Raw genomic sequence first — 22837 nt, 5'->3', positions numbered from 1 at the left:
CCTGGCCAGAAGGAGGCAATATCAATATGATGCACGGCGACAGCAGGGTGATGGTGGTGGTGTGTTTGGAGACAGCCAGTTTACCAGCACCCTGTCTGTCAACTTCCACTTTCCCAGGATCCCGCGAAGAACCCAAAAAAAGGGAGCCCTGGGCTCCCTTTCTATTGGTGGTCGATTTATTTCTCGCTGACCAGGGCCTTGCCGGCCATCACCATGGCGGTGCCATGCTTGCCACCGGCAGCGGTCACTTGCGGGACGCCATCTTCGTCGGTGTCGCTGCCGGCCCCCTCGATGACGTTCTCGCCGGAGTCGCCGATCCACTCGGCCATCTGCATGCCGCCGTTGACGGTGCCGCGGAACCAGCTCACGTAGCGCTGGGTCAGCTGGGCCAGTTCAAGCTCGGGTGCCTTCTCGGCCCCTTCGTTGCGCAGGTTCAGCATGGCAGAGCGCAGGGCGCCGGAGATAGCGGCCTGGGTCCAGGGGGTGTATTCACCCTGCTTGCCGGCGAGCCAGGTACCGGCCTTGGCATTGAAGTAGGCCTTGTCGGCGGCGATGAAGAGCTCGCGAGCCGCGGTGCGGTACTTGGCATCCGAGGTGGCCAGGAAGGCGGCGGTCAGGCCGCGGATGGCGGCGAACTGCGCGTCGATGGACTGACCGGCGTCAAGCTTGCCGCCCAGGGTCAGACCGTCATGGACCAGGCCGTTCTTGCCCTTTAGGTTGGCGAGGATGAAATCGGCCTGCTTGCGGACCAGTGCGATCGCCTGCTCACCCTGTGGGGTCTTGAGGTTCAGCTCGCCATTGTCACCGGCGGCGTAACCCACCGGTAGCGCATCCTGGGCGCGCTGGAAGATCTGTAGGGCGACTAGGGCGTAGGCGGCGTCGAAGGTGGTGACGTGCCCGGCCTGTTTGCCAGCCTGCCAGCTGTCGACCAGGGTGCCAGCCTTGGGCTCGAAGTGCAGGGCCAGCAGGTTCTTGAAGGTGAGGTTGGAGAGGTTCAGGGCCAGGGAGAAGGCATCGCTGCCCGCCACCGCCTTGCCCAGATCGTTGGTCTGGTTGGCAGCCGGAGCGGCGGCGAACGGGGCACCATCAAACACGGCGTGGAAGGCCGGGTTCTGATTGGTGTTGGCCGTGCGCTGATCGCTGAAGGCGTAGAACTCGGAGAGGGGCCACAGCAGCATCCAGGCGTCGCGCAACTGGGCGGAGCCGTCCACGACCTCCAGCTTGCCGATGGCACCGGCGTCGTTCTTGCTGGTCTCGGTCACTTTCACCTGATGAGGGAAGTAGACAACCCCCTTGGCCGGATCGTACTGCGGGGTGATTTTGGCGCCCAGGGTCTTGCCGTCAAAGCCGAGCTGACCCTGCAGGATGGCCAGCTTGTCGATGGACTGCTCGGTCAGCATCATGCCGTTGAAGCCGTCGGCGGCAGAAACCCCCAGCTTGTGCTTGCCGTCCTGATCCATGGTGGCGGACGCGGCTTCCACCTCTTCATCGGTCTCGGCTACGTGCATGCCGCCCAGGAAGTCCTGGGACCACATCACTTCCTTGAGCAGGATGCCGCCCACGGCGGCCGGGACCAGCAGGTTGTCACTGCCGCTCCAGCGCAGGGTGGCGTAGTCGCGGAAGTAGGCGGGGACCTGGGTCTTGACGCTCTTCTCGTTGCCCTTGGCGGTCTTGATGGTGATCTGGTCACCGTTGACCGGGGTGGCGTTCACGGCCTGGGCGAACTCCGGGTTGGCGGAGGCGTAGGGCAGGGAGAGGGGATACATGCCCTGGGGAATTTCATCGGCGGGGAAGCCGACGGCCTCGGCCATGGCCAGTACCCGTTTGCCCAGGTCGGCCAGGGTGCCGCCACGGGCCTGGTTTTGCGGCCCGTTTACCAGATGGGGGCCCATGCCGGACTGGTAGTTGAGGGCGTACATCGCCTCTTCGGAGTATTCATAGGATTCGATGCCGGCGGCGAAGTCGAACGGGGTCGGCTCGTCGGCGCGGTTGGCGTCCAGCACATCCAGATCCAGACCAAGGGCCTCGGCCAGCGGCTCGCCGGAGAGCTCGAATTCGGTGTAGGCCAACATGTTGGCGGCGGTGTTGAACGTCTTGTCCTCCACCTTGACGGCAGCCTGTGCGGCGCTGCTGAGGAGTGCGCAGGCGATCGCCTGCACCAGTACGGTTTTTCTCATGTCCTTCTCACCATATTGTTGATTTTATTATGACGCTTCTCATGAATCTAAATGAGAATGGTGTGCATTATGGGGCAAAGGGCGGGGCTTGAGAAGAAAAAAACCGCGCCCCGGTGGGGTGAAGAGGAGGGGCGCGGCGGCAGGTGTCACATCAGTTTGAAGGGGATGACCAGTCGGCCCGGCTCCACCTTGAGGGCTTCGACCTTCTCCTTGATCCGCGCCTCGTTCTGGCGGCTGCCATCGAGCCGGTAGACGGGGGTCTGGGAGAGGAACAGGGAGAGGGACTGGTTGAAGGTGGGCAAGAGCGGGGAGAGGGCGGTGCCCACGTCCGCCGGCTCGGTCTTGACGGAGAGCAATTCGAGATCGCGCAGATAGATGGCGCCCTGCTCGGCCACATAGTCCGGGCGTGCCCGCAGGGAGAGGCGGATCTTCATCTGCTGGCTGCCAAGGGGGCTCGCCACCTGCAGCTCGCCGGCGGCATCCAGCTCGACCTTGTCGGCCTGGCTGCGGCCGATGCGGCTTTGCATGTCATCGAGTCGGATCTTGCTCGACATGATGCCGGGGATCCCCAGCTGTTTCTCGAAGGCGACTCGCTCCTTGAGGTACTGGTTGATCTCCCCTTCGCTGACGCTGTACTGGGTCAGCGAGCAGGCCGCCAGCAGCAGGGCGAAGGGAAGCAGAAGCAGGTGTTTCAACATGGGAGGGTTCCATTTTCGGGGCTGTCACAAGAGGTGGCGCCATCTTAGAGGCAAAGCGGGTTGGCCGCCAGTGGGGCCTCTATGACCGGTTTCTGTCGCATCCCCCATATGGGGATGGCAATCCGTTTTCATTCGAGTAGCTGTTTCCCTTCACCGCCAGCAGGCCCGCCCTGGCGTCATCTCTGAAGTACCCACAGACAAGCTCCTGTTTTAACGATGCAAAATCCCATTGACCCCGCGATTTCAAAGCGAGTATTTTACCGCCGCACAAAGTCAAATTGATAATCATTATCATTTTGAATCTTCTTTGAGTGTGTTACGTGAAGACTCGAGTAATGGACAATGGCACACCTGCCGAGGCTAAGATGTCGCCTGATTTCTTGTTTACCTCGGGTCAGGGCACGATCAGTGCCACTGACCTGGGGCAACCCATCACCACCCCCGCCTGTGAATGGCCCCTGCTGGAACAACAGATTGCCAGCGCCTTAGCCGCGGCCAGCGCCGCCGGCCAGAGCAATCCTCTGCTGATCGGTGCTTTTGCGTTCGACCCGGCGGAGGCCTCCTGTCTCTATGTGCCCGGCCGTTATAAGTGGGGCGAGCGAACCACGCTGGCGGAACAGGCTCCGATGACAGAGGCGATGGTAGAGCAAGCCCCCGAGGCCAACCGGGTCATCTCGGTGCAGAGCACCCCGCCGGCCAGCGAATTCCAGGCCTCGGTCAGTGCGGCGCTGGATGCGTTTGCACAAGGTCGGCTCGCCAAGGTGGTGTTGTCGCGCAAACTCACCCTTACCCTGCACCAGCCTGCAGACCCTAAGCAGGTGATGGCCCGTTTGATGGCCCAGAATCCCCACGCCTTCCACTTCTCCCTGCCGCTCGGCCAGGGCCGCCGCCTGCTGGGCGCAAGCCCCGAGCTGCTGCTGCGGGTCAGCGGGGGAGAGGTGTTCACCCACCCGCTGGCGGGCTCCGCCAGACGGGCGAGCGAGCCGGCGCAAGACGAGATGGTGGCTCGGGATCTGCTGGCCTCTCGCAAGGATCAGCATGAACACCGCCTCGTGATCGACGAGATCCGCCGGGTGCTGACCCCCCACTGCCGCGAGCTGGCGATCCCCGCTCATCCCTCGCTGATGAGCACGGATACCCTCTGGCATCTGGGCACCCCCATCGCCGGGCGGCTCAATGGCGGCGAGGCATCGGTACTGTCACTTGCCTGCCAGCTGCATCCCACCCCGGCCCTGTGCGGCTATCCCACTGATCTGGCCCGCCAGTTCATCCGCGAGCAGGAGCCCTTCCGGCGCGCCCTGTTCAGCGGCATCGTCGGTTGGTGCGACAGCCAGGGCAACGGCGAGTGGGCCGTGGTGATCCGCTGCGGGGTGCTCGATGGCCATCAGGTGGAGCTGTTTGCTGGCGCCGGTATCGTCGCGGGCTCGGATCCCGCCATGGAGTGGGCCGAGACCGGCACCAAGCTGGGCACCATGCTCAAGGCACTGGGCCTGGATTTGGAGGTGGCGCAATGAGCCAACGTCAATACCTGGGCTGGCCGAGCGGGCAGCCGAATCTGAAAGTCCTGGGCCTGAGCCTGGAGGTGGCGCAATGAGCCAATTCAACCGCTTCCTGCCCTATACCCGCTGGCCCGACGAATTGGCCCAGCGTTACCGCGCCAAGGGTTATTGGCGCGGCGAGCCGCTGACCGCCATGCTGGCGCGTCAGTGCGAGCTGGCCCCTGACGTCGAGGCGATCCTCTGCGGTGAGCGTCGCTTCAGCTATGGCGAGCTGGACGCCGCCTCGAGCCGGCTGGCCGCCAATCTGGCCCGCCACGGCCTGGGGGTGGGGGATACCGCACTGGTGCAACTCCCCAACGTGGCCGAGTTCTATCTGGTGTTCTTCGCCCTGCTCAAGGCCGGCATCGCGCCGGTCAACGCGCTCTTTAGCCACAACCGGCTGGAGCTCCTCTCTTATGCCGAACAGATCACTCCGCGCCTCTTTGTCGGCTCGCTGGCCCATCCGCTGTTTGCGAGCAAGGAGCGCGAGAGCGAGCTGCTGACAACCATCGGCACTGAGCTGGTGCTGCTGGATGGCGATGGTGGGGAGCTGGGGCTGACCCGCTGGTTGACGAAGGGGGATGAGAGTGAGCCAGTGAAATATGGCCCGACCCCGGCGAACGAGGTGGCCTTCTTCCAGCTCTCCGGTGGCAGCACCGGCACCCCCAAGCTCATCCCCCGCACCCACGATGACTACCTGTACAGCGTGCGCCGCAGCAACGAAATTTGCGGCCTCGGCCCCCATACCCGCTATCTGTGCGCCCTGCCGGCGCCCCACAACTTCCCCCTGAGCTCCCCTGGCGCCCTGGGGTTGTTCGAGGCGGGTGGCGCCGTGGTGCTGGCGCCGGATCCCAGCCCCATCAGCTGCTTCCCGCTGATCGCCCGCCACCGGGTCAATCTCACCTCGCTGGTGCCGCCGGCGGTCTCGCTCTGGCTGCAGGCAGCGGAAGCGGATTCCACAGCGCGCACTCAGCTCGAGAGCCTCGACTTGCTGCAAGTGGGCGGCGCCAAGCTGGGGGAGGCGGTGGCCAGCAAGATTGGGCCGCTGCTCGGCTGCCGGCTGCAGCAGGTGTTCGGCATGGCGGAAGGGCTGGTCAACTACACCCGGCTCTCTGATCCCGACGAGAAGGTCATTCACACCCAGGGCCGTCCCATGAGCCCGGACGACGAGGTGCGCATCCTCGATGAGGCGGGCAATCCGGTTGCCCCCGGCGAGCCTGGCGCCCTGCACACCCGCGGCCCCTATACCTTCCGCGGCTACTACCAGAGCCCGGCCCACAACGCCCGGGTGTTCGATGCCGATGGCTTCTACTGCTCCGGCGATCTGGTGGTACAGGATGCCGATGGTTACCTCACCGTGGTGGGGCGGCAGAAGGATCAGATCAACCGGGGCGGCGAGAAGATCGCGGCGGAAGAGGTGGAAAACCAGCTGCTGCACCATCCGGCCATCACCCATGCGGCCCTGGTCTCCATGCCCGACAGCGCCATGGGGGAGAAGAGCTGTGCCTTCATCGTCAGCACGGATCCCGCCTTGAAGCCGCTGGCCTTGCGCAAGTTTCTGCGCGAGCGCGGGGTGGCGGACTTCAAGCTGCCCGACCGTTTCGAAACTCTGGACGCCCTGCCCATGACGGCGGTGGGCAAGATTGACAAGCAGGGGCTGCGGGCGCGCATTGCGCACGCCATCGCCGCCAACCAGCCTCTACAGCATAAAAACTAGTAAGGAATCATGACGTTATGGCTATCCCAACCCTGAACAATTACGCCATGCCCAGCCAGTGGAAGGCCAACAAGGTCAACTGGTCTCTGGATCCCAAACGCGCCGCCCTGCTGATCCACGACATGCAGGAGTACTTCACCGCCTTCTATGGCGAAAACAGCCCGCTGATCGCGGCGCTCACCGAGCAGCTGGCCGCCGTGCGCAAGCAGTGCAAGGCCCTCGGCATCCCGGTCTTCTACACCGCCCAGCCCAAGGATCAATCCCCTGAAGATCGCGCCCTGCTCAATGACATGTGGGGCCCGGGTCTCAACAAGCGGCCCGAGCAGCAGCAGGTGGTGGCAGCCCTGCGCCCAGAGCGGGACGACACTGTGCTGGTCAAGTGGCGTTACAGCGCCTTCCAGCGCTCCGAGCTCGAGCAGATGCTCAAAGCGCTGGGGCGGGATCAGCTGATCATCGGCGGCATCTACGGCCATATTGGCTGCATGATGACCGCCTGCGACGCCTTCATGCGCGACATCCAGCCCTTCTTCCTGGCGGACGGGGTGGCGGACTTCTCCCTGGCCGACCACCAGATGGCGCTCGACTATGTATGTGGCAACCCGCTGCGGCAAGGTGATCCGCTGCGAGGAGGTGCTGGCCCTTGCGCCGGTTGCCGCTTCTGCCGTCCAGAGCAATCCGTTGCTGACGTATGAGGGGCTCAAGGCGCGGCTGCTGAGTCATATCGACGAGGACGAAGATGAGTTTGACCCCGATGAGAACCTCATCGACTACGGTCTGGATTCGGTACGGATCATGGCCCTGCTCACCGAGTGGCGCGCCGCCGGGGTGGAGCTCGGCTTCGTGGATCTCGCCAAGCTGCCGACCCTCAACGGCTGGTGGCGCCTCATCGAGGCCAGGCTGGCAGCCCAGGCGCTGGAGGTGACCCCATGAACCGCTTCCCCTTGACCATCCCCCAGCAGGGGCTCTGGTCCGGACATCTGCTCAATGACGACAAGGCGATGTTCAACACCGCCGAGTGCATCGCCTTCGACGGCAAGGTCGAGGCGGCCGTGCTGGTCGCGGCCCTTGCCAAGGCGGTGGGGGAGTGCGAGGCGCTCAAGGGCCACTTCGAAGACGATAAGGAGGCGGTCTGCTTCGTCTCGCATGAGCTGCCCCTGGCCTATGAAGAAATCTCCCTCGAGCACGATGACGAGACGCTGGCCCGCGCCTGGGCCTGGGCCGATCTGCGCCGCCCGTTCGAGTTGACCCAAGAGGCACCCTGCCGTTTCGCCCTGCTGCGCGGCCCCGGCCGCGATTATCTCTACAGCTGCGTGCACCACATCGCCCTCGACGGCTTTGGCACCACCTTGCTGTTCCAGCGCATCGCCGAACTGTATGCAGAGGGGCTGGCCGGTGAGATGAACTCCCCATCCCCCTTCGGCTCGTTGGCTGAAGTGCTGGCAGAAGAGGCGAGCCGCGAGCAGAGCGGCAAGAACGACGCCGCCCGCGCCTTCTGGCAGGAGCAGCTGCAAGGCTGGCCCGAGGTGAAGTCCTTTGGCGAGACCCGCGCACCCATCGCGGCCGAATTTATCCGCGAGAGCCGCCCACTGCCGGCGGCGCTCTGGCAATCCCTGACCGGCTTTGCCGACGAGCACAAACTGGGCTGGCCCGATCTGCTGCTGGCCGGTATCTCTGCCCAGCTGTCGCTGTCGAGCGGCCAGGATAAGACCCTGCTCGGCCTGATGATGATGAACCGCATCGGCTCGGCGTCGCTGACCGTGCCCTGCATGCAGATGAACATCACCCCCCTTGCTCTGGAACTCGAAGAGGGGTTGAGTCTGGCGGGGGCCGCCGGCGCCGTGGCCAAGGCCAAGCGCGGGGTGCGCAAACACCAGCACTACCGCTACGAGCTGTTGCGCCGCGACCTTGGCCTGGTGGGGGGCGACAAACGCCTGTTCGGCCCGCTGGTCAACATCATGCCCTTCGATCACGCTCGCCGCTTCGGGCCGCTATCTGCCCATATTCTCAACATCAGCGCCGGCCCGGTGGAGGATCTCACCATCGAAGTGCAGGTCGGCGTCGATGGCCAGCCCAGACTGGATCTGGACGCCAACCCCGGCTGCTACCAGCAGGGAGAGCTGGCGGTCATCGCCGATACCCTGTTTGTCCTGCTGGGCCGCTGGCTGGCCGAGCCTGCTCAGACCCTGGGAACGCTCAAGGCCGACTGGCTGGCCGAGCAGCGAGCCAGGGCCCTGATCGCCGGCCCCTCCCATGAAGTGATCAAGGCACGGCCTGTGCTGGAGGCGATCTGCCACTTCGCCGCCCAGACACCGGACAAGATTGCCTTGATTCAGAGCACGGCGCAGGGAGAGGCCCGCTTCAGCTACGAGGCGCTGCTGGCCAGATCCGAACAGATGGCGGCTGCCCTGCAGGCCGCAGGCGTCGCCCCCGGCGACAAGGTGGGGGTCATGCTGGCCCGCACCCCCCAGGCCATCTTCGCCCAGCTGGCTGTGCTGCTGGCGGGCGCCGTCTATGTGCCCCTCGATCCCGAGCAGCCGCTGGAGCGCCAGGGCCATATCCTGCGACTGGGGGAGGTCAAGACCCTGATCACCCAGGCCGAGTACCGCCACAAGCTGGCCAGCCTGTTTGAGGGGCGCACCCTGCTGGCGGGGGATCTGGTGAGCGATGATCGGCTCAACCAGCCGACAGCCGGCCGCGCCGTCGCCTACCTGATGTTCACCTCGGGCTCGACCGGCCTGCCCAAGGGGGTGGCGGTGAGCCACGGCGCGCTGGATCACTTCGCCGCCGCCGCCCGCTGCCGTTATCACCTGAATGAAGAGGCGCGGATGTTGCAATTCGCCCCCTTCAACTTCGACGCCAGCATCGAGGAGGTGTTCGCCACCCTGAGCGCCGGCGCCACCCTGGTACTGCGCACCGACGCCCTGCTCGAATCCATGCCCGCCTTTGCGGCCGGGGTGGAGCAGATGGGGATCACCCACCTCGACCTGCCCACCGCGTTCTGGAACGAGTGGGTGGTGGCATTGACGGCGGGTCAGGCCCACATTCCTGCCGGGCTTACCACCGTCATCATCGGCGGCGAGGCGGTCTACCCCGAGCAGCTGGCCCAGTGGCAGCGCCAGGGTCGCTCCGATGTGCGCCTGTTCAACACCTACGGTCCCACCGAAACGACCGTGGTGGTGACCACTCAGGAGCTGCAACAGGAAGACCCGAGCCAGGCCCAGTTGCCCATCGGTCTGCCGCTGCCCGGCATGCAGGCGCTCATTCTGGGGGCGGGGGAGCAACCCGCCGAGGAAGGCGAGCTGGTACTGCTCGGCCCGCAGCTGGCCAACGGCTATGTGGGGGGCGTACAAGGCAGCTTCGATACCTTGCGGGTTGGCGCGGAGCTGATGCCCGTCTATCGCACCGGCGATCGGGTGCGCCTGGTGTCCGGCCGGCTGGTCTACCTCGGCCGGCGCGACAACGAATTCAAGATAAGCGGCTATCGCATCCAGCCCGGCGAAGTGGAGGCCCAGTTGCTGGCCCTGCCCGGGGTGGACGAGGCGTGCGTGCAGGGGGTGAGCATCGGCAGCGTGCGCCGACTGGTGGCCTTCGTGGCGGGGTCGGAGCGCGACAGCCGGGTCATCAAGGCGCAGCTGGCCAGGGTGCTGCCTGCCGCCATGATCCCCACCGACTATCGCCACTATGACCAGCTGCCCCGCACCGGCTCCAACAAGCTGGATCGCAAGACCCTGCTGGCCGCCTACCAGGCGGGCGGCGAAGCCCTGACCCTGGGCAGCGAGACCGAGAACCGGGTCGGCGCCATCTGGCAACAGATCCTGGGGCTCGCCACCATGGCGCCTGCCGACAACTTCTTCGAACTGGGGGGCCAGTCCCTGCAGACCATCCAGATCGTCAACCGGCTCGGCGCCGAGTTCGGGGTGCAGGTCAAGGTCTCCGACGTGTTCGATCACCCGCGCCTCGATGATTTCTGCCGTTTCCTTGACGGCCTGCTTTCCGAGGACGAAGAGAGCGTGGAGATGGTGTGGTGATGGATAAGGAGCAACAAGCAATGGCCTTTGATTTCACTGGCAAGCGGGTCTGGGTGACCGGGGCCGGGCGCGGCATCGGCCGCAAGGTGGCGACGCAGTTCGTGGCGGCCGGAGCAATCGTGGTGGGGCTGGATCTGGCGTTTCCCGAAGCCGACTACCCCTATGCCACCCGGCTGCTCGATATCGGCGATTCGAAGGCGGTCAACGCCTGCTGCGCAGCGCTGCTGGCGGACGGCGGGCTCGATGTGCTGGTGAACGGGGCCGGGGTCTTGCGCCTCGGCTCCACCGAGACTCTGAGCGATGACGACTGGCACGACTGCATGACGGTCAACGCCAGCGGCGTCTTCTATCTGCTGCGGGCCCTGGTGCCCCACTTCAAGGAGCAGCGGCGCGGCGCCATCGTCACCATCGGTTCCAACGCCGCCCATGTGCCGCGCATGCAGATGGCGGCCTACTGCGCCTCCAAGGCGGCGGTCACCAGCCTGACCCAGACGGTGGGGCTGGAGCTGGCCCCCTTCGGCGTGCGCGCCAACCTGGTGTCGCCGGGCTCGACGGATACCCCCATGCTGCGCGGCATGCTGCCAAGCGAGGAGGCCATGGCCCGCACCATTGCCGGGTTGCCGGAGCAGTTCAAGCTCGGTATCCCCCTGCGCAAGGTCGCCACCCCGGCGGAGATCGCCCATACCGTCCTCTTCCTGGCCTCGGATCTGGCCAGCCACATCACGCTGCAGGATCTGGTCGTCGACGGCGGCGCCACCCTGAGTGCCTGAGGCTTGAGAAACAGATGAACAATATGATTTTGCTGTTGAAACAGCTGGAACGGCAGGGAGTGAAGCTGGCGCTGAACGACAAGGGCCAGCTTATCTCCCAGTCGAGCAAGGAGGCGGTGACGCCGGCCATCGGTGCCACCATCAAGGCCCACAAGGATGAGCTGGTGCGCTGCCTGGCGGCCCGTGCCGCCTTCGAAGAACCTATCGCCGCCGAGGGCGCCCGGCAGGGGCCGCTCTCCTCGTCCCAGAGCGGGCTCTGGTTTATCGAGCAGTACGAGGAGGCCTCCCACCTCTACAACATGCCGGTCTATTTTCGCGTCAAGGGAGAGCTGGACACGGTGGCACTGGAGTTTGCCTTCGACCACCTGTTTGCCCGCCACCCCAGCATGCGTACCCGCTTCATCAAGGACGAGGCGGGCAGGGGGGCCCAGGAGATCCTGCCCCACACGCCCTTCAAGCTGCAGATAGAGGACGTGAGCACAGAGCCCGCTGCCGAGCGCGAAGCCTATGTGGCCAGGCGGGTACGCGAGGAGATCGGGCGCCCCTTCTCCCTGACCCAGGGGGAGCTCAGCCGGGTGCATCTTATTCGGCTGGGCAGCCGCGAGCACGTGCTGCTAATCACTCAGCACCACATCATCTCCGACGGCTGGTCGGTCAAGAACATGTTCGCGGATCTCAAGCGCGCCTTTCTTGCCCACCAGAACCGCGAGCCTCTGCAGGTGAGCGAGCTGCCGCTCACCTACATCGACTATGCCCGCTGGTTCAACTCACCGCGTTTTCTCGATTATCACGCCGAGTTCAAGCCGTTCTGGGTCGACCGGCTCGGTGGCAGCCCCGAGGTGCACGGTCTGCCGCTCGACAAGCCGCGCCCGGCCCATCAGGACAGCGGCGGCGAGCTGGTCTTCTCCACCATCGAGAGCGACCTGTGGGAGAGCTTCAAGCGCCTCTGCCAACGGCACAGCACCTCCAACTTCATCGGCCTGCACGCCCTGTTTGCCTTGCTGATGGTGCGCCAGAGCGGTGAGAAGGAGGTGGTGATCGGCACCCCGCTCGCCTATCGCGAGCGCCACGAGATCGAGTCGCTGGTGGGCTTTTTCGTCAATACCCTGGTGCTGCGCACTCAACTCAGCGGCAAGCCCAGCTTTGTCGACTATCTGCAGCAGTGCCGGGAGGAGGATCTGGCGGCCTTCGATCACCAGCTCTACCGTTTCGAGGCGCTGGCCGAGGCCATCGGCGCCGATCGCACCACCGCCATCAACCCCATCTTCCAGATCATGCTGGTCTATCAGGCCAAGGTGGACTTCAACGATCTCATCCCCGGCTGCCAGCTGGTGGAGGAGACCTCGCCTGTGCTGCCGGCCAAGACCGACATCTCGGTCAAGGTGACCGAGCTGATGGATTCGGTCAGAGTGGACTGGCTGTTCGCCACCGCCCTGTTCGAGCGAGAGACCATCCAGGCTTATGCCGATCGCCTGCTGCACCTGATGCGCGCCGTGGTGGCGGCCCCCGAGACCGACATCTGGCAGTTGCCGCTGGAGGCGGGCACCGACCAGGCAGCGCTGGCCGCCGAGCTTGCAGACCTGCCGCCGGATTACCCGAGTCGCGACACCCTGCTCTGTCATATCGAGCGGCGCGTTGGGAAGTGCTCGGACGCGTTGGCGGTGAGCGACGGTGTGCAATCGTTGACCTATGGCGAGCTGGAGGTGCTAGCCAACCGGCTGGCCCACTGGCTGCAGGCTCAGGGCGTCACCCCGGGCGCCGCCATCGGCATCCAGGCCAGGCGCGATGTGGCCTTCGTCATCGCCCTGCTCGCCTGCTGGAAGGCGGGGGCGGCCTATGTACCGCTCGATCCTGCCTATCCCGCCGAGCGGCTGGCCCATATCCTTGGCGATGCATCCATCAGCCTGGTGCTGGGTGGCGTGCCGGATCCGCGGCTTGGCGAGGCGCTGGCGGGCACGACGGCCGAATATCACGATCTGCAAGGGCTGGTGCTGGACAAGATGCCAACCAGCACGCCCGCACTGCCTCGGGACGCCGCCATGCTGGCCCAGATCATCTACACCTCCGGCAGCACCGGCCTGCCCAAGGGGGTCATGGTGGAGCAGGGCAGCCTGGTCAACCTGATGGCGGATCACGGCGAGCGCATCGCCCTTGATCAGAATGGCGCCATGTTCAACTGCATGTCCCTCTCGTTCGATGCAGGCAACATGACCACCCTGCTGCCGCTCTACTGCGGCGCGGCCCTGCACTTCGGCGAGCCGGGCGAGGGGGTGATCGGTGCCGCGATCGCTTGCGGTGCCAGCCATATGATCCTGCCCACGGCGCTGTTGGCGAATCTATTGCCCCCGGCGGATCTCGGCTCCCTCAAGGCCATCGGCTTTGGCGGCGAGGCGTGCCCGAGCAGCCTGGTGGAGCGCTGGGGGGAGCGGGTGGCGCTGTTCAACATGTACGGCCCGACCGAGTGCACCGTCACCGCGCTCTGCGCGCGGCTCACCCCGGGGGCGCCCATCACCATTGGTCGACCCGTCAACAACCTGAAGGCGCTGATCCTGGACGAGGCGGGCAACCTCTGCCCGGTGGGGGTGCCCGGCGAGCTCTGCCTGGCGGGGCTGGGGCTGGCCCGCGGCTACCTCAATCTACCGGAGCGTACCCAGGAGGCCTTTATCGAGCTGGCCTTTGATGCAACGAATGAGGAACGTACCCATCGCCTCTATCACACCGGCGATCGGGCCCTGCTGCGCCGCGACGGCAACATCCAGTATCTGGGTCGGATAGACGAGCAGATCAAGCTGCGCGGTTATCGCATCGAGCCGGGGGAGATCGAGACCCGGCTTGCCGAATTGTGCCCGGTCATCCGCCAGATCAAGGTGGTGGTGCAGGAGGGGCGCCTGCTCGCTTACGCCTGTTTGCAGGCCGGGGCAAGGGAGCCCGACGGCGATGCCCTGCTGCAGCGGGCCGGCGAGTGCCTGCCCGAATACATGGTGCCGGCGCGCCTCTGCTGGCTGCCCGAGATGCCACTCACCCCCAACGGCAAGCTGGACTTGCGCCGACTGCCCGCCATCGTCTGGCAGCAGAGCAAGGGCGAGCCACAAAACGAACTGGAGCAGACCGTGCTCGCCATCTGGCAAGGGGTGCTCAAGCAGCCCCTCGGGGTGGAGGATGATTTCTTCCTGTTGGGCGGTGACTCCATCCTCAGCATCCAGCTCACCACCCGGTTGCGGGATGCGGGATTGCACTGCAGCGTGAAGGACGTGTTCGAAGCCAAGACGGTGCGCCGCCTCTGCCGCCAGCTCGGCCAGCAGCAGGCGGTCAGCCACAGGAGCGAGCAGGGCAGCCTGACGGGCGAGTTCCCGCTCCACCCCATCCAGCACTGGTTCTTCGAGCAGGGCTTTGCCAAATCCGGTCACTGGAACCAGGGGGTGATCCTGCGCCTGCCGGCCGGGGTGGACGATGAGGCCCTGCGCGGCTGGCTGAATGCGTTGCGCCAGCACCACGATGCCCTGCGTCTGGCGGTAACCCCGACCGGCCAGCGCTACCTGGCCGAACTGCCATTGCCGCCGCTGCCGACCCTGGATGCCGCCAATCTCGATGAGGTCGAGCTGCAGGCCCGCCTGACCGAGCTGCAGGGAGAGCTCGACCCTGCCAGCGGCCACACTTTGGCCTGGGCCCGCCTGCGCAATCTCTCTCTGGAAGGTGAGCGGGAGGGCGATCGCGAGACGGTGGAAGGGCTCTTCCTCGCCTTCCATCACCTGGTGATCGATGCGGTCTCCTGGCGCATCCTGGCCGAGGATCTGGCCCGGGTGAGCAGGGGCGAGCCGCTGCCCGCCAAGGGCAGCAGCTATCGCCAGTGGGGTGAGGGGCTCGCGGCCTACGCCAAACGGGAAGAGGATCAGCTTGGCTTCTGGCTGGCTCAGGGGGAAGGCAGCGAGGGTCACCTGCTGGAAGCGGCGCGCGCCACCGATGGCCGCGCCGCCGCCAGCCTGCTGCAACTGAGTCAGGAGACCACGGCTCGTCTTATCGACGCCGCCAACCAGGCCTACTTTACCCGGGTGCCCGACCTGCTGCTGGCGGCCCTGACCCGTACCCTGAGCGAGCTGGGTTACGGCAGCCGTCACTGCGTGATGCTGGAAGGACACGGCCGCGAGGCCATCGATGCTGAACTGGACGTGAGCCGTACCCTCGGCTGGTTTACCAGCACCTACCCGCTGGCGCTGGCGGATGCCAAGGAGTGGGATGCGCTGGTGTGCGCCACCAAGGAACAGCTGCGCGCCGTGCCGGACAAGGGGGTGGGCTTCAACGCCCTGCGACTGCACCACCCCCGTGGTTGGGCACTGCCCGAAGCCCTGATCGTCTTCAACTACCTGGGGGTCAGCCATCAGGGCGAGGCCGCTCAGCCCTGGCAGCCCCTGCCGCTGGCGCCGGGGGCACCTACGTCCCCTGACAACCTGCCGCGGGAACTGGTCAGTCTGCATGGGGGCGTGTTTGATGGCCGCCTCACCCTGCGCCAGGTCGGCGCCCTCAACCAGCAAGGGAGCGACGCTCTGATGGCGCGGCTGGCGGACAACCTGACGGCGCTGGTGGAGCACTGCTGCAACCTGAAGGCGCCGCGCCATACCCCGAGCGACTTCCCGGGGCTTGACCTCTCGCAAGCTGGGCTCGATCGGGTGCTGGCAGGGCGCGAGGTGGAGACCCTGCTGCCCATGACCTCGCTTCAGCAGAGCATGTTCCATCACAGGGCGCTGCTGCCCCGGGATCACGCCTATCACCTGCAGACCGAAATCGACTATCACCAGCCGCTGGACGTGGCGGTCTACCGTCAGGCCTGGCAGGGGCAGATTGCCCGCTGGCCGGCCCTTCGCAGCGAACTGGTACTGGCGGACGGGGTGGCGCTGCAGCGCATTCTCAAGCACGCCGAGTTGCCATTCCACTATGAGGACTTGTCCGAGGTGGGAAATGCAGAGACACGGGTCCAGGCATACCGCGAGCAGGATCTGGCCCGCCCGATCCCGCTGGAGCAGGCCCCCCTGCTGCGCCTTGCCTGTTTCAAATTGGCCCCCGATCACCACAAGGTGATCTTCAGCGCCCATCACGGCGTGCTGGATGGCTGGAGCGGTCCCGTGTTGCTGGGCTCCCTGCATCGCGCCTATCAGGCGCTGATGAACGGCCTGCTGCCACAAGCCGAGCCGGATACCGCCTGGCTCGAATTTGGTGGCCATATCGCCAGCCAAGCCCGCAGCGCCGACGCTTACTGGCAGGGGCGTGGCGAGCTGCTAACAAAGCCTAACGATCTCGCCTGCCTGTTCGGGGTGACGCTGGACGCGGGCTCAAGCGGGCGCCATACCCAGCAGCGACCGGCGGTGTGCGCCACGGCGCTGCCGGCCGAAGTGGCAGCTCAGCTTGCGCGCCGTGCCCGCGACCTGGGCGTGACTGCGGGCCTGTTGGCCCAATATGTCTGGCACCGTCTGCTGGCACGCCGCTCTGGCGATGCCGTCACCCTGGTGGGCAACGTGACCCCGGGCCGGGACTATCCCATCGAGGGGATCACCGCGAGCGTCGGGCTCTACATCAACAGCCTGCCGTTGGCGCTTGAGTGGTGCACCGAGCTGACCCTGGCCGAGCATATCGCCCGGTTGCAGACCGACCTGATGGCGCTCAATGAGCACGGCACCCAGTCGCTGGCGGCACTGACCAAAGGCCGGGCACGTCTGTTCCAGAGCCTGTTCGTGTTCGAGAACTATCCCATGCCGGCAACCCCTGCCGCCCCCGAACCTCACCAGCTAGTGCCGCGCTTTGGCACCGTGGTGGAGAAGGTGGAGCTGCCGCTCTCCTTGGTGGTCAGCAGCCGGGGTGAGACGCTCCAGCTGCGCCTCGAGTTCGATGGCGAGCAGATCCCCGAGGCACGGGCAGAGGCGGTGCTGGCTGACTGGCTGGTCGAGCTCGGCTGGCTGGCGCAGGCGGATCTGAGCCAACCGGCCAGTGTGGTGGCGACGGCACTGCCCCCGGTGATGCCGCAGGTGGTCGCCACCAGGACGGAGCCCGGTCTGGCTCAGCCGCCGGCCGAGGCCCGCGTGCTGGTGGCTCTGTGGGAGCGCCAGTGTGGCGTGCCCGGCATCTGGCAGCAGACCTTGTGTGAACTCGGGGTGGATTCGGTGCAGCAGCTCGCCCTGCTGGCGGCCCTCAACGAGGCGTTTGGCCAGGAGCGGGCGCCGCTCAGCCTGCAGACCCTCAAGGCCCATCCATCCCCCAGCCGGCTCTATCGGCACTGGCTGGTGCGCCAAACGGAGGCCGCACTATGACGGTGACCATCAAGCATAAGGCTCAACTCGTGCAAACCCGGCCCGCCCCCCGTGAGGGGGCGGCCAACCTGGGTGCGCGGCTGGCCGCCTGTCTGGCCGCCAGTCCGCTGGCCCCCGCCATCCGTATGGGCGGGGAGGGCATCAGTGAGGGCGGATCAGATGAGCAGTGGCTCAGCTACGGCGCGCTCAATGTCAGGGTCGGCGAGATTGCCGCCCGATTGCAGGGGCTGGCGGTGGGGGAGCGGGTCGGCCTCTATCTCTCCCGCAGCCCCGATCTGGTGGCCAGCCTGCTGGCCTGCCTGCGGCTCGGTCTCACCTTCGTACCCCTTGAGCCGGACTTTCCGGTGGAGCGGCTGCAGGGGATCGCACGCCAGGCGCGCCTGTCGGCGGTGATCTGCGACGGCGACAGGCCGGCTCCCGCCTTCGGCTGTCCGCTGCGTACCCTCGATGGCCCGGCAGCGGCAGGGCCCGTCTCCTGGCCCCAGGTGGATGACGCCCTGGCTGCCTACATGATGTTTACCTCGGGTTCCACCGGCGAGCCCAAGGGGGTGGTCATCAGCCGGCGGGCCCTGCTCTGCTTCCTCGACGGGATCCGCGAGCGGCTCGGGCTTTCACCTGGCTGCCACTGGCTCTTCATCACCACCCCGGCCTTCGACATCTCGCTGCTGGAGATGCTGGGGCCGCTCTGGGGCGGTGGCCGGCTGACGGTGGCCGGCGGTGAGCACAACAAGGATCCCCTGGGGATGCTGGCCCTGCTCGAGGCCGACCCCTCCATCAACTGGCTGCAGGCCACCCCGGCCTGCTGGCGCATGCTGCTCAAGGCGGGCTGGCAGGGGCGCAATACCCTCACCGCCCTGTGCGGTGGCGAGGCGCTGGACTCAGGGTTGGCCGAGCAGCTCTGTGCCCGCACCCGGCGGCTGTGGAACTGCTACGGGCCGACCGAGGCCACCGTCTGGTCGCTGGTGAGCGAGGTGCGCTGGCCGCCGGTTGGCGGGCAGATCACCATCAGCCACAGCCTGCCCGGCTATCGTCACTGGGTGCTGGACGAGGCGGTGCAGCCGGTGGCAGAGGGGGAGTGCGGCGAGCTCTGCATCGAGAGCCCGGCCCTGTGCGAGGGGTACTGGCGCAAGCCTGCCTTGACCAGCGCGGCCTTCCTGCGCCTTGCCACCCACCGCCTCTATCGCACCGGCGATCGGGTGCGCCTCCTTGGGGCGGACCGCTTCCTCTATCTGGGACGGCGCGACGATCAGGTCAAGCTGCGGGGCTTTCGCATCGAGCTCGGGGAGGTGGAGGCGGGGCTGCGCCGCCAGGCCGGGGTGCAGGAGGCGGCGGTGCGTCTGGTGGGTGAGGGGGACGATGCCATGCTGGTGGGCTACGTGGAGGCGAAAAGCGGGGTGACTCTCAATCGCCTCGCCCTGCGCAAGGGGCTGCAGGCGACGCTGCCGCACTACATGGTGCCGGCACGGCTCATCCTGCTGGATGCCCTGCCCAAGACCGGCAGCGGCAAGCTCGACAGAAAGGCGCTGCCATTACCGGGGTGACAAAGGGCTTGCAGGTTCGATGCCTCAATAACAGGGTGCTGGCACGGATCCTCTTGCTGGATGCCCTGCCCAAGACCGGCAGTGGCAAGCTCGACAGAAAGGCGTTGCCTTTGCATGAGTAAGCTGTCTTGCCGGATGGTAAGAGCGATGGATAAAAAGAAGCCCGCATCATGCGGGCTTCTTGTTGGCTGTAAACCGAGGGGGCTTAGTGAGCGATGGGGGCGGCATCCGGTTTGGTGAGCAGGCGCTCGACGTCGTCGATCACCTTGAGGGCCGCCTGGGGGCCGCCGGTGGAGGTCCAGAGAGACCCGTCCACGGCGCCGAAGCGCTTGCCCTTGATGGCGCCGAGCTGCTGGAAGGCCGGGGTCTGCTCGGCCTGCTTCATGGCATCCACCGCATCCCCGCTGGTGCTGAGGGTGCCGATCACCAGCCAGTCACCGTCCAGCAGGTTGAGGGATTCGAGGCTCAGGGCCGGGGAGTGGGGGCTCTTGTCGCCAATCTGGTGGGACGGTCGGGTGAGCCCCATCTCGGTGACCACGCTGCTGGCAAAGGTGCCGCCGTGCATGTAGCTCGGCCCCTTGGGGTTCCAGCGCACTATGCTCATCTGCTCCCCCTGATGCTTGGCGAGCTTGCTGCGGGCCTCTGCCAGGCGGGCCTCATACCGGGTGAGGAACGCCTTGGCCTCGGCCCCCCGGTTCATCGCGTCGGCGCTGCGACCGAACACGGTTTTCCAGGGCTCGCCCCAGTTGCCGGTGACGACGGTAGGGGCGATCTCCTTGAGCAGGGCCAGGAGCTCGGGCTTGGTCTGGCCGGTGAGGATGAGGTCCGGCTCCAGATCGATGAGGGTCTCCAGATTGGGGTTGTCCAGATCCCCGACCACGGCGATCTCCTTGCCCGCCTTGTCCAGCAGATAGCGGGGCAGGGTGGACTGGCCGCGTCCATTGACGGTGCCTACCGGCTGCACCCCCAGAGTCAGGGCGCTGTCGAGATCGAGTTCGCTCAACACGACGACCCGCCGGGGCGCATCGGGGACGCTCTGGGACTGGCCGTTGGCATCGATGACCTGGCGGCTGCCCGCCTGGGCCTGGAAGCCCGTCAGGCTGGCCAGCATGAGCAAGGTGGCCAGCGGGGAGAAGATCTTCATGGTGACATCCTTATGGGTGAAATCGGTGGGCCGGAGTCTGTGAAAAGTGCCTGAGAGCCGCCCGGCCAGCCCCGAATGGGCGGGGACATGCTACCACAAAGCAAGTGAGAAGCGTTGTCATTTGTATTTGTGGCATGACCTCGGCTTGCTTTGGTACCATCGCAGGCCCCTGTCAGGAGCCTTTCATGTTGCCTCGTTGTCCCTCACTCGATGGACCCTTTGTCCGTCAATTCGATACCTTGTGCCTGCCGGGTCTTGAGACGCTGCCTCTTCATCGGGTCTGTTTTGATCCCGCCGCCTTCTCGCCGGAGTGCTTTGGGGCGCAGGGCATCATCCTGCCTGCTTCATTGCAGGGGGCTGCCCCCAGGCGCCTCGGGGAGTTTCTGGCAGGGCGTCTCGCAGCCCGTGAGGCCCTGCGACCCTTCGGTCTTGCAGGATGCAGCGTGGCCATCGGCGCTGCCCGGGAGCCACTCTGGCCTGAAGGGGTGGAGGGGAGCATCAGCCACAGCCGGCTGGCGGGAGAGGGGGTGGCCCTGTGTGCGGTGCGTCCGGGCCAGGAGGGAATCGGGCTGGATCTGGAGGCCTGGCTCGATGGCGACCAAGGGGCGCAGCTCTGGCCCGGCATCATGGATGGGGAGGAGTGGGGGCGGCTGGAGGCGGGGGTTCACGACGCCCAGCTGAGCCTGGCAGAGGGACTGACCCTGGTGTTTTCCGCCAAGGAAAGCCTCTTCAAGGGGCTCTATTCCCGGGTGGGGCGCTACTTTGACTTTCTCGATGCCCGCTGGCTCGCCATGACGGCGCAGACTCTCACCCTGGAGCTCAAATGCCCGCTGACACCGACCCTGCCAGCTGGCTGGCGCTGCACCCTGCACTGGCAAGCCCTGCCGGGGGGCGTGCTCACCGTCTTGCTGCTGTGAGCACGATGCCAGCGCCCGGATAACGCCAACGCAAAGCCCAGAGAAAGAAACCGCCATCAGGCGGGTTCTTTCTCTGGCACAGGGTATGGCTCAGGCCGACACGCCATGGTCGGCGCGCAGGCGAGGCACTTCGTCAGCGCGTCGGCGGGGCACGATGACAGGGGCCCCGTCGCCGGGGGCGTGCAGTATGTCCACATCGGTCTGGTAGAGGCGATCGATGAGGGGCTTGGTCACCACCTCCCGGGCTGGGCCCATGGCCTGGATGGCGCCATCCCCCAGGGCAATCAGCTCGTCGCAGTAGCGGGCGGCGGTGGCGAGATCGTGGATGACGATAAGCACCGTCTTGCCCTCGGCGGCGACCCGATGGATGGCCTCCATCACCTCGGTCTGGTGGCCGATGTCCAGCGCGCTGGTGGGCTCGTCCAGCAAGATGATGTCCGCATCCTGTGCCAGCACCATGGCGAGCCACACCCGCTGGGCCTGGCCGCCGGACAGCGAACTGGCGCTCTGGTGCCAGATGGCATCGAGCTGCATCCGCTCCCGGGCCCAGTCCACCATGCGGGCATCTTCCTCGCTCCACTGATTGAACCAGCCCTGATGGGGATGGCGGCCATATTGCACCAGCTGCTCCACCAGGATACCGGGGGGGACCAGGGGACGTTGGGGCAGATAGGCGAGTTCCCGAGCCAGGGCTTTGGCGCCATAGGCACCGAGTGGCTTCTCCTTGAGCAGGATCTCCCCGGACCGGGGCTGCTCCTGTCCCGCAAGGAGCTTGAGCAGCGTGGATTTGCCGCCGCCGTTGGGGCCGACGATCCCCACCAGTTTGCCCCGGGGGAGGGAGAAGGATATCTCCTTGAAGATGGTCTTTTGCGGGTAGCCGAACTGGAGTCGGTTCACGGTGAGCGTCATCGGGCGGCCCTCGGTCTGTATTGAAAATGGATGAATGCCATGGTCAGTCGGCCTTCTGGCGATCTTTGAGCAGGATGAAGAGCAGCAGCAGGCCGCCGAGAATGCGGGTCATGATGCCGGTGGCCACCTCGTGGGGGCTGGCCAGCACCCGCACCAGGGTGTCGCTGGCGAGCAGCATCAGGGCGCCGCACAGGGCGGCAATCCAGAGCGGCACGATGCGATCCCGGCTGAGCCAGGAGGCAAGGATGGGGGCCGCCATGGCAATGAAGACCACGGGGCCGCCGATGGCGGTGCCAAGGGCTGCGACGATGATGGCCTGGGCCAGCACCCCGAGCTGGACCCGGTTCACGTTGACCCCGAGGGTGCTGGCCGTCACCGGTCCCAGGCGCAGCACGCCGAGGGAGCGGGAGAGACAGACGGTCCAGGGACAGATGAGCAGGAGCAGCAGGCTCACCGGTAGCAGGGTGCCATAGCCCTGACCGACGAAGTTGCCCATGTTCCACAGATAGAGGCTGGTGAGGTGCACCAGGGACTGGGTGGACATGACGAACTGGCCGAGGGCGTTCATCAGCTCGGAGACCCCGATGCCGATCACCACGAACAGGTAGCCCTGCTCCCCGGGCTTGTTGCACAGGGCATAGAGCACGGCGGCGGCAAACAGGGCGCCGAAGGGGGCGGCCCACCAGGGCCAGGTGCCCAGCGTCAGATAGAGGGAGAAGATGATGATGGCAAGGGATGCCCCCTCGTTGACCCCTATCATGTCCGGGGTGGCGAGGCGGTTTCGCACCAGGGTCTGCACCAGGCAGCCCGAGAGTCCCATGGCGGCGCCGGCCACCAGCACCGCCAACAGGCGCGGCAGTCGGATCTTGAAGACGGTTACCTGATCGAGTCGGCTTCCCTCCCCGAGCAGGGTCTGGATCACCCCCATCATGGTGATCTTGCCGGAACCCAGGGTGAGGGCCAGCAGGGAGAGCAGAGTGAGGGCGACCAGGAGCCCCAGGGTGATGAGCCAGGCGCGGCGGTGCAGCAACAGGGTGTGGCTGCCAAGGCGAAGGCAGAGGGTGCCGCTCGGGAGTGAGAGAGAGTTCTTCATGGGCGTGGC

At 66.1% G+C, this 22837-nt stretch carries 13 protein-coding genes and 1 pseudogene; 9 read left to right on the top strand and 5 right to left on the bottom strand.

The window, feature by feature from the left end; all coding sequences use genetic code 11:
- Window positions 1-190: hypothetical protein (locus PG883_RS01550; protein ID WP_270806882.1), on the top strand; the 190-nt coding region annotated here is incomplete at its 5' end.
- On the opposite strand, the gene PG883_RS01545 is transcribed toward PG883_RS01550, so the two are convergent.
- Both PG883_RS01545 and PG883_RS01540 read right to left on the bottom strand, forming a co-directional pair.
- Complete coding sequence (locus PG883_RS01545; protein ID WP_202007125.1) at window positions 177-2177, bottom strand: hypothetical protein; 2001 nt, start codon at window positions 2175-2177, stop codon at window positions 177-179. The genes PG883_RS01550 and PG883_RS01545 overlap by 14 nt on opposite strands.
- Before the next feature lie 146 nt (window positions 2178-2323).
- The gene (locus PG883_RS01540; protein WP_039038906.1) at window positions 2324-2875 is read right to left on the bottom strand and encodes a lipoprotein; all 552 of its coding nucleotides are present in this window, start codon (window positions 2873-2875) and stop codon (window positions 2324-2326) included.
- Window positions 2876-3195: 320 nt separating this feature from the next.
- Between PG883_RS01540 and PG883_RS01535 the strand changes: the two genes are divergently transcribed.
- The 7 genes and pseudogenes from PG883_RS01535 to amoH all read left to right on the top strand — a co-directional run bounded on the left by PG883_RS01535 (window position 3196) and on the right by amoH (window position 18765).
- Window positions 3196-4389, top strand: coding sequence for an isochorismate synthase (locus tag PG883_RS01535; RefSeq protein WP_200164119.1), 1194 nt, complete (start codon window positions 3196-3198; stop codon window positions 4387-4389).
- 76 nt (window positions 4390-4465) lie between these two features.
- A complete protein-coding gene (amoE, locus tag PG883_RS01530) occupies window positions 4466-6130 on the top strand; it encodes an amonabactin biosynthesis (2,3-dihydroxybenzoyl)adenylate synthase AmoE (protein ID WP_200164118.1) in 1665 nt (554 codons plus the stop codon).
- Between the two features lie 17 nt (window positions 6131-6147).
- Window positions 6148-7060, top strand: a pseudogene (gene amoB / locus PG883_RS01525) (amonabactin biosynthesis bifunctional protein AmoB).
- A complete protein-coding gene (amoF, locus tag PG883_RS01520; protein ID WP_270806881.1) occupies window positions 7057-10158 on the top strand; it encodes an amonabactin biosynthesis non-ribosomal peptide synthetase AmoF in 3102 nt (1033 codons plus the stop codon). Before amoB ends, amoF begins: the two are co-directional and overlap by 4 nt.
- Before the next feature lie 20 nt (window positions 10159-10178).
- Window positions 10179-10928 (top strand): amonabactin biosynthesis protein AmoA, encoded by a 750-nt coding sequence (gene amoA / locus PG883_RS01515; RefSeq protein WP_041212930.1) that lies wholly within the window; start codon window positions 10179-10181, stop codon window positions 10926-10928.
- 14 nt (window positions 10929-10942) lie between these two features.
- The gene (gene amoG / locus PG883_RS01510; protein WP_257707166.1) at window positions 10943-17224 is read left to right on the top strand and encodes an amonabactin biosynthesis non-ribosomal peptide synthetase AmoG; all 6282 of its coding nucleotides are present in this window, start codon (window positions 10943-10945) and stop codon (window positions 17222-17224) included.
- On the top strand, window positions 17221-18765 hold the full coding sequence (amoH, locus tag PG883_RS01505) for an amonabactin biosynthesis glycine adenylation protein AmoH (RefSeq protein WP_200163718.1): 1545 nt from the start codon (window positions 17221-17223) through the stop codon (window positions 18763-18765). Before amoG ends, amoH begins: the two co-directional genes overlap by 4 nt.
- A gap of 205 nt (window positions 18766-18970) precedes the next feature.
- Here amoH and PG883_RS01500 read toward each other — a convergent pair whose 3' ends face one another.
- Window positions 18971-19909 carry an ABC transporter substrate-binding protein gene (locus PG883_RS01500; protein WP_010674440.1) on the bottom strand — a complete coding sequence of 313 codons (939 nt, stop codon included), beginning with the start codon at window positions 19907-19909 and terminating at the stop codon, window positions 18971-18973.
- Window positions 19910-20094: 185 nt separating this feature from the next.
- On the opposite strand from PG883_RS01500, the gene PG883_RS01495 reads away from it, so the two are divergent.
- Complete coding sequence (locus tag PG883_RS01495; RefSeq protein WP_029314400.1) at window positions 20095-20826, top strand: 4'-phosphopantetheinyl transferase family protein; 732 nt, start codon at window positions 20095-20097, stop codon at window positions 20824-20826.
- A 90-nt stretch (window positions 20827-20916) separates the two neighbouring features.
- On the opposite strand, the gene PG883_RS01490 is transcribed toward PG883_RS01495, so the two are convergent.
- Complete coding sequence (locus PG883_RS01490; protein WP_010674442.1) at window positions 20917-21735, bottom strand: amonabactin ABC transporter ATP-binding protein; 819 nt, start codon at window positions 21733-21735, stop codon at window positions 20917-20919.
- A gap of 43 nt (window positions 21736-21778) precedes the next feature.
- Window positions 21779-22828: an amonabactin ABC transporter permease subunit 1 gene (locus PG883_RS01485; protein ID WP_043155877.1), complete on the bottom strand. Its 1050-nt coding sequence runs from the start codon at window positions 22826-22828 to the stop codon at window positions 21779-21781.
- Window positions 22829-22837 lie beyond the last annotated feature (9 nt).

The sequence above is a fragment of the Aeromonas sp. QDB25 genome (assembly GCF_027707725.1).
GTDB lineage: Bacteria > Pseudomonadota > Gammaproteobacteria > Enterobacterales > Aeromonadaceae > Aeromonas > Aeromonas caviae.
The sequence above is the reverse complement of the archived record's forward strand: the minus strand, read 5'-3'. Positions and strand labels throughout refer to the sequence as shown.